The 6,297-nt window shown below is 51.2% G+C and carries 8 protein-coding genes and 1 pseudogene; 4 read left to right on the top strand and 5 right to left on the bottom strand.

Annotation, left to right across the window (positions count from 1 at the left end; translation table 11 throughout):
• Positions 1 to 106 (top strand): annotated as a pseudogene (locus tag H6F80_RS01100) (IS630 family transposase); the annotation flags it as partial.
• 262 nt (positions 107 to 368) lie between these two features.
• On the opposite strand, the gene H6F80_RS01095 reads toward H6F80_RS01100, so the two are convergent.
• The 3 genes from H6F80_RS01095 to H6F80_RS01085 form a co-directional block, all read right to left on the bottom strand.
• Positions 369 to 644, bottom strand: a complete 276-nt coding sequence (locus H6F80_RS01095) for a MoaD/ThiS family protein (RefSeq protein WP_190789776.1) — start codon at positions 642 to 644, stop codon at positions 369 to 371.
• A 60-nt stretch (positions 645 to 704) separates the two neighbouring features.
• A complete protein-coding gene (gene thrC / locus H6F80_RS01090) occupies positions 705 to 2,003 on the bottom strand; it encodes a threonine synthase (protein ID WP_190789775.1) in 1,299 nt (432 codons plus the stop codon).
• Positions 2,004 to 2,205: 202 nt separating this feature from the next.
• Complete coding sequence (locus H6F80_RS01085) at positions 2,206 to 2,469, bottom strand: MoaD/ThiS family protein (protein WP_190789774.1); 264 nt, start codon at positions 2,467 to 2,469, stop codon at positions 2,206 to 2,208.
• A gap of 78 nt (positions 2,470 to 2,547) precedes the next feature.
• On the opposite strand from H6F80_RS01085, the gene H6F80_RS01080 reads away from it, so the two are divergent.
• Positions 2,548 to 2,925 carry a hypothetical protein gene (locus H6F80_RS01080; RefSeq protein WP_190789773.1) on the top strand — a complete coding sequence of 126 codons (378 nt, stop codon included), beginning with the start codon at positions 2,548 to 2,550 and terminating at the stop codon, positions 2,923 to 2,925.
• 27 nt (positions 2,926 to 2,952) lie between these two features.
• Here the strand turns inward: H6F80_RS01080 and H6F80_RS01075 are convergent, their stop codons facing one another.
• Together H6F80_RS01075 and hisD are read right to left on the bottom strand one after the other, a co-directional pair.
• Positions 2,953 to 3,375: a universal stress protein gene (locus H6F80_RS01075; protein ID WP_190789772.1), complete on the bottom strand. Its 423-nt coding sequence runs from the start codon at positions 3,373 to 3,375 to the stop codon at positions 2,953 to 2,955.
• Positions 3,376 to 3,507: 132 nt separating this feature from the next.
• Positions 3,508 to 4,824, bottom strand: a complete 1,317-nt coding sequence (gene hisD, locus H6F80_RS01070; RefSeq protein WP_190789771.1) for a histidinol dehydrogenase — start codon at positions 4,822 to 4,824, stop codon at positions 3,508 to 3,510.
• A 278-nt stretch (positions 4,825 to 5,102) separates the two neighbouring features.
• On the opposite strand from hisD, the gene rpsT reads away from it, so the two are divergent.
• Both rpsT and H6F80_RS01060 read left to right on the top strand, forming a co-directional pair.
• Positions 5,103 to 5,438: a 30S ribosomal protein S20 gene (gene rpsT, locus H6F80_RS01065; RefSeq protein WP_190789770.1), complete on the top strand. Its 336-nt coding sequence runs from the start codon at positions 5,103 to 5,105 to the stop codon at positions 5,436 to 5,438.
• A 387-nt stretch (positions 5,439 to 5,825) separates the two neighbouring features.
• On the top strand, positions 5,826 to 6,297 hold a 472-nt coding region (locus H6F80_RS01060), incomplete at its 3' end, for a TatD family hydrolase (protein ID WP_190789769.1).

The raw sequence follows: 6,297 nt of genomic DNA, 5'->3' as shown, positions 1-6,297 counted from the left end.
GTGGTTCGTGCTCAAGAATTGGATGCGTCAACGCTGGGATGAATTTGATAGCTTTCGCGATTGTGTCGATGCTGCCTTCAACCATTGTTCGAACGTGTATCCGTAAAGCTATAAATAGCGCTGAGGAACTCATACTGTTCTCGACTTCAGCGATTAAGATCAGCAAGATTTGCACGTAGCTCAGTTAGAATCCATGCAACACAAAAGAGGGCACAGCGAGCGCACCCTCCTTGATGAATAACTAAATTCAGGTCGTCGGCTTAGTGAGGCACCTCTTCGCCGTTAAGCGTTTCTTCGCCCCTTTTGAGCCTTGCTGTAACTCATCGCTTAGCCCTTGCCTTAACGAAAGACTTAAGACTTGGGTGTCCTTAGCCTCCTGCCACTGCTGGAACGATGCTGACTTCATCACCCGTTTGCAGCGAGGTGTTCTGTCCATCCAGGAACCGAATATCTTCGCTGTTGACGTAGAAGTTAATAAAGCGACGCAAATTACCCTGCTCGTCACAGAGCCGGGTTTTGATGCCGGGAAAGCTCTGCTCCAAAGAGTCAAGCAGTTCGGCGATCGTTTGCCCTTCACATTCGATCGTGGCTTGGTCGGCAGTAAATTTTTGCAGCGGAGTCGGGATCAGAACTTTAACAGCCATAGTTATTTTCAGAAATCTCAGAAATCAAGGTCAATCATAAGCCTTTATTATCAGGCAAAACTAGACAAGAACCTGCTGCCATTCCAGGCGATCGAGGGTTCGAGACCGCTCCAGTGCCCGCTCGAAACTATCCAGCTTGGGTTCGATCGTCAGCGGCTCACCAATGTAGCCCTGTACCGCTTCCTGAGTCTTCAGACCGTTGCCCGTAATGTAAACCACCGTGGTTTCTTCGGAGTCAATTTTGCCTGCTTCGACCAGCTTTTTCAAGGTAGCGATCGTTGTGCCACCTGCGGTTTCAGTGAAGATGCCTTCGGTTTCTGCCAGAAGCTTGATGCCTTCTACGACTTCCTGATCATTCACCGATTCAATATTGCCATTCGTCTTGCGGGCGATATCCAGCGCGTACACGCCATCTGCCGGATTGCCGATCGCGATTGATTTAGCAATGGTGTTGGGCTTCACCGGGGTAATAAAGTCGCGCTCCTCGCGGAATGCTTGGGCGATTGGAGAGCAGCCTTCAGCCTGGGCACCGCTAAACCGGACAGTCTTATCTTCGACCAGTCCCAGCTTGACGAATTCCTGGAAGCCCTTATAAATCTTAGTGAAGAGTGAACCAGATGCCAGAGGGGCAACAATGTGATCGGGCAACTGCCAGCCCAACTGTTCAGCGACCTCGTAGCCCAGCGTCTTGGAACCTTCAGAGTAGTAGGGGCGTAGGTTGATGTTTACGAAGCCCCAGCCATGGGTATTTGCAACTTCCGAGCAGAGGCGATTCACCTGATCGTAATTGCCGTGAACTGCTATCACCGTAGGACCATAGATCAGCGTACCTAGCACTTTTCCAGCTTCCAGGTCGGAGGGGATGAACACACAGCAGTCAAGTCCGGCATGAGCGGCGATCGCTGCCGTCGAGTTTGCCAAATTTCCGGTGCTGGCACAGGAAACGGTCGTAAAGCCCAGTTCACGCGCACGAGTTAGCGCAACCGATACCACCCGGTCTTTGAAGCTCAGAGTGGGCATATTCACGGCATCATTTTTGATGTAGAGGTTTTTGATGCCCAAACGACGTGCTAGACGGTTTGCTTTCACCAGCGGAGTAAAGCCAGTGCCTACATCGATCGGGTTGTTAGTAGCGACGGGCAGCAGGGGACGATACCGCCAGATAGATTTAGGTCCGGCTTCGATTGATTGCCGCGTCACAAGCCGGCTCAGCGCACTGTAGTCATAGGCGACCTCCAGTGGACCAAAGCAATATTCGCAAACGTGGAGTGCTTTAGGTTCGTACTCTGCACCGCACTCTTTACACTTCAGAGCCGTAAAGGTAGCAGCGGTTTGGGTGGGGTCGATCGCCTGGGTCATGAACTTCTTCCTCTCTAAATGCGCTCTCTTGAGTCAACTCAGCAGATCAATAAACCGTTAGCCAATCAAACCCTGTCGCGTTTTCTGACCAACTAAAACGGATGCTATCACAGGCGAAAAATACCGTCAAATATACCCGACTATTTTTGTCGGGTTTGATTTGGGATAATTCAGGATTGCTTCGGGATTGATAAAGCGATATTTAACCCCCACTTACGGGCGGAATGAGGACAAGTTCGTCGCCTTCCTGCAAAACGGTCTCCGGTTCCACAAACTGAAGATTTACGCCGAAGCGAGTCAGACTGCGCCACTGTTCTAATTCAAAGTGTTCGCTGATGAGTCGATCGCGAACCTGCGCTACGGTTGACTCTGTTGGAAGTTGCAGCACCAGTTCCGAGGTTCCATAGGCTTCTTGATAGGCAGCAAAGAGCTTGACGATTACTGTAATTGAGGTGCGATCGTTCATTGATATCTGGTCTCCAACTTGATTTCAACCCTGGCATACTGAATAAAGTATCCTGCAAGCTTCTAACAAAAAGCTCTTATGCTCGGCTCCTTTCAGCAAAGTACACTGCGGATTGAACTCGATGCCTCAGCGCAGCAAATCCACGACAGTCTGCTCCTTCCGGCTCAGTTTCGTCGCTGGCTTTCTCCCCAAACGTTTTCACAGGGGTTGCCTGAAACGCTGCATTCAGGACTTTCGTTTACAAGCTGGATTGGTCCAGTTGTGATTCAGCATCAGGTTGATCGGGCAGCCCCTAATAGTCTGCGCTTTTTGCTAAGCCAGGGGATTGATGGTTATCACGAATGGTATTGGGGGGAGGGCTGGGTGCAGTCGCGCCTTGAGGGAGTTTCGCTGCTGCCGCTGAATTTGGGACAAACGTTAAGCCTGCTGCGCCTAAAACAGTTTCTTGCAAGCTGAATTCACGCTTCAGGTCAGCAAAGGAAACTATCTCGGCTTAACGACCAGTACCGAGCAACTTGCCTCTTCAACGACCTGGTTGCTCACCGAGCCTTTGAGAATGCGCGTCATTCCTGTCAAACCTCGACTGCCAATGACAATCAAATCAGCGTGATGGATATTGGCTAAGCGCACAATCTCTTCCGCAGGTTCGCCGCGCACAATTTCGATTTCGCTTTTGCAGGGCAGATCTGCTTGATAAGCCTGCAATTTTTCTAGCGAATGATAAGAAATTTCTTCCGCGTCAACCGGGGGGCGATCGGCTGCGATGTCAGGATTTGCGTCAGAGTTCACTAAAACATGCGCCAGAACAACATGAGCATCCTGCGGTAGGGAAAGCTGATGAAGTGCTTTAATGACCAGTTCCGATAAGTCTGAACTATCGAGCGCAACTAGAATTTTGTTCAGCATGATTCTTCAGCCTGGAATTTCCCAGAACGATCGCTTGCCTGTCCAGTGTCGCGGGTTCAGCCTGAAAATTCAATCAACTTTGACCAAAATCAACTTTGACCAGAATAAAGCTTAAGCGTCCCGTGCTCCTATCTACCCTTCCTGATCGCCTGCATCCTTTTGAACTCTGAATCGTACTGAGTCTGCGTGCGAAGGCAGCCCTTCGGCAGTTGCCAGCGCATCGATCGCCCCTGCCACGTTCTGGAGTGCCTGCGGCGAGTATTGAATCAAGCTGGAATGCTTCAGGAAGGTTTCGACGCTGAGAGCAGAGGCATAGCGGGCAGAACCGGAAGTTGGCAAAGTGTGATTGGGTCCAGCAAGATAATCGCCAACGGCTTCAGGGGTAGAATTGCCCAAGAAAATTGCTCCCGCATGGCGAATATACTCCAATAGGCTCCAGGGGTCTTCGACTTCCAGTTCCAGGTGTTCTGGAGCGAATTCATTAGATAGTTCGGCGGCTTGTTCGAGGGAGTCTACGACAACGACCAGACCGTAGTGAGCGATCGCCTTTTCGGTTAGCAATCGGCGCGGGTGGTTGAGCAACTGCTGCTTCACTTCGACCACAACATTCATTGCCAGATCAGTATCAGTCGTGAGCAGAATTGCTGCTGCCATTGGATCGTGTTCTGCCTGCGCCAGCATATCGACTGCGACGTGGACTGGATTGGCGTGACCATCGGCAATGATCAGGACTTCAGAGGGACCCGCGAGGGAGTCGATACCAACCGTGCCGTAAACCAGCTTTTTCGCCAACGTCACGTAAATATTGCCCGGCCCCGTAATCACGTCCACTTTGGGAATTGTTTCGGTTCCGTATGCCAGTGCGCCGATCGCCTGTGCCCCTCCAACACGATAAATTTCCTGTACCCCGGCTTCCTGTGCTGCTACCAGAACGGCAGGGTTAATCGTCTTATCTGGGCGAGGCGGAGTCACCATTGCGATGCGGGGAACCTGCGCGACCTTCGCCGGAATGGCGTTCATAATCACCGTGCTAGGATAGGAAGCCCGTCCCCCCGGCACATACAGCCCCGCACGATCGACCGGCGTGTAGCGTTTGCCTAAAACGACCTCATTTTCGCCAAACTGCACCCAGCTTTTGGGCACTCGCTGGCGGTGAAAGGCTTCGACCTGACGACAGGCAAGCTGGATTGCTTCCAGCAACTCTTTGGAAACCTGCTGATAAGCAGCTTCTAGCTCCGAGCCTGTGACCCGCAACTCTCCTGGCTCTAGCATGAGTTGGTCAAATTCTTCGGTGTAGTGCAGCAATGCCCGGTCACCCTGCCGTTTCACTGCCTGCAAGACTTCTCGAACGGTTGCCTCTTTATGAACGACCTGATCATCATGAGTGCGATCGCAGATCCGTCGCAGTTCGGTGAGTGCTTCAGCCCGCTGATGAATGATTCGCAGCATCGCCACAATGGGTAAGGATAGAAAGCCTGGAACTGCCTGAGGTTGACACGGTGGGTTTGCGATCCCCAGAGAACCGCAGATGGAACCGCGAACCTGACTGAACCGATTATGTCTTCTAGCTTAACCGGATTTTTAGAGGATATGTGTCTAGAAAGATGCGAGTTTAGCCTATGTTTATGGCAAATGCTTTGCTAAGATGGTAGATCGCTGGAATGATGCCCGCCTGAGATTCTTGGTCTCAAATTTGTACTGTCTAGAAGTTGAAGTGGTAGATAGCTGTGGCAAATATTAAGTCTGCAATTAAGCGCGTCGAAATCGCGGAGCGCAACCGCCTGCGGAACAAGTCCTATAAATCCGCTGTAAAAACCCTGACGAAGCGTTATATCGAGGCTGTGAACAAGTACACGGTGGATCCAACGCCTGAAGCAAAACAGGAAGTGCAGCAGCGGATGTCGGCTGCCTACAGCAAAATTGACAAAGCCGTCAAGCACGGTATCTTGCATCCTAACAATGGCGCACGTAAGAAGGCACGTCTGTCGAGAGTGTTCAAAGCAAAAGCAATGGCATCGACCGCGCCAGCCACCGCATCGACTGCATCGGCTTCCTTAATTTAGAAGGGCAATTACCTTAATTTAGAAGGGCAATTACCTTAATTTAGAAGGGCAATTACCTTTCGGGGGCGGCGGAGCGATCGGCAAAAAGCCAAATAGTGCTACTGAATTGCGGCATGGCTGTCTTGGGGCGGCGAGCTAGATACAGTGAGCTAGATACAGCAAGCTAAATTATCAGTGACTCTTGGGGAATGGGCTCCCGTCTGTTCAGTCCTACAGAGGGATACCTATTGCACGGAGCGGGTAAGGACATCTACCCCATAAAAAGGGTTACTGGTTGCAATTGCTGTTCTTTAAGATCAAAATTTTGCCCTCATTTTGTCGCTCGGCAACACCCAACAGGTCAAAAGTTGACAGGTTAAAAGTTGGAGCCAATCAGGTTATTGAATCATGCAGTTAATCGACACCCATGTTCACCTTAACTTTGATAGCTTCCAGCCTGACTTAGAGGAAGTCGCTCAAAACTGGCGCAAGGTAGGCGTTGCCCAACTGGTTCACTCCTGTGTAGAGCCTGCGGAATTTGAGCAGATTCGGAGTATTGCGGATCGCTTTCCCGAGCTCTCGTTTGCAGTGGGTTTGCATCCATTGGATATGGACAAATGGACTCCCGACACAGCCGATCAAATTCGGTCGCTAGCTCAATCTGACCCCCGCGTAGTTGCCATTGGCGAAACCGGGCTAGATTTCTACAAGGCAGACGATCGATCGCAGCAGGAGCTTGCATTTCAGGAACAGTTAGTGATCGCCCGCGAACTCGAGTTGCCGGTGATTGTTCACTGTCGTGATGCAGCTGCTCCAATGACAGATTTGCTGCGCGAGTGGGCAAAGTCGGGGACGATGAAAGGGGTGATGCACTGCTGGG

Source organism: Leptolyngbya sp. FACHB-711 (assembly GCF_014695615.1).
GTDB lineage: Bacteria > Cyanobacteriota > Cyanobacteriia > Elainellales > Elainellaceae > Leptolyngbya_A.
Note: the sequence above shows the minus strand (reverse complement) of the source record. Positions and strands in the feature narration are given on the sequence as shown.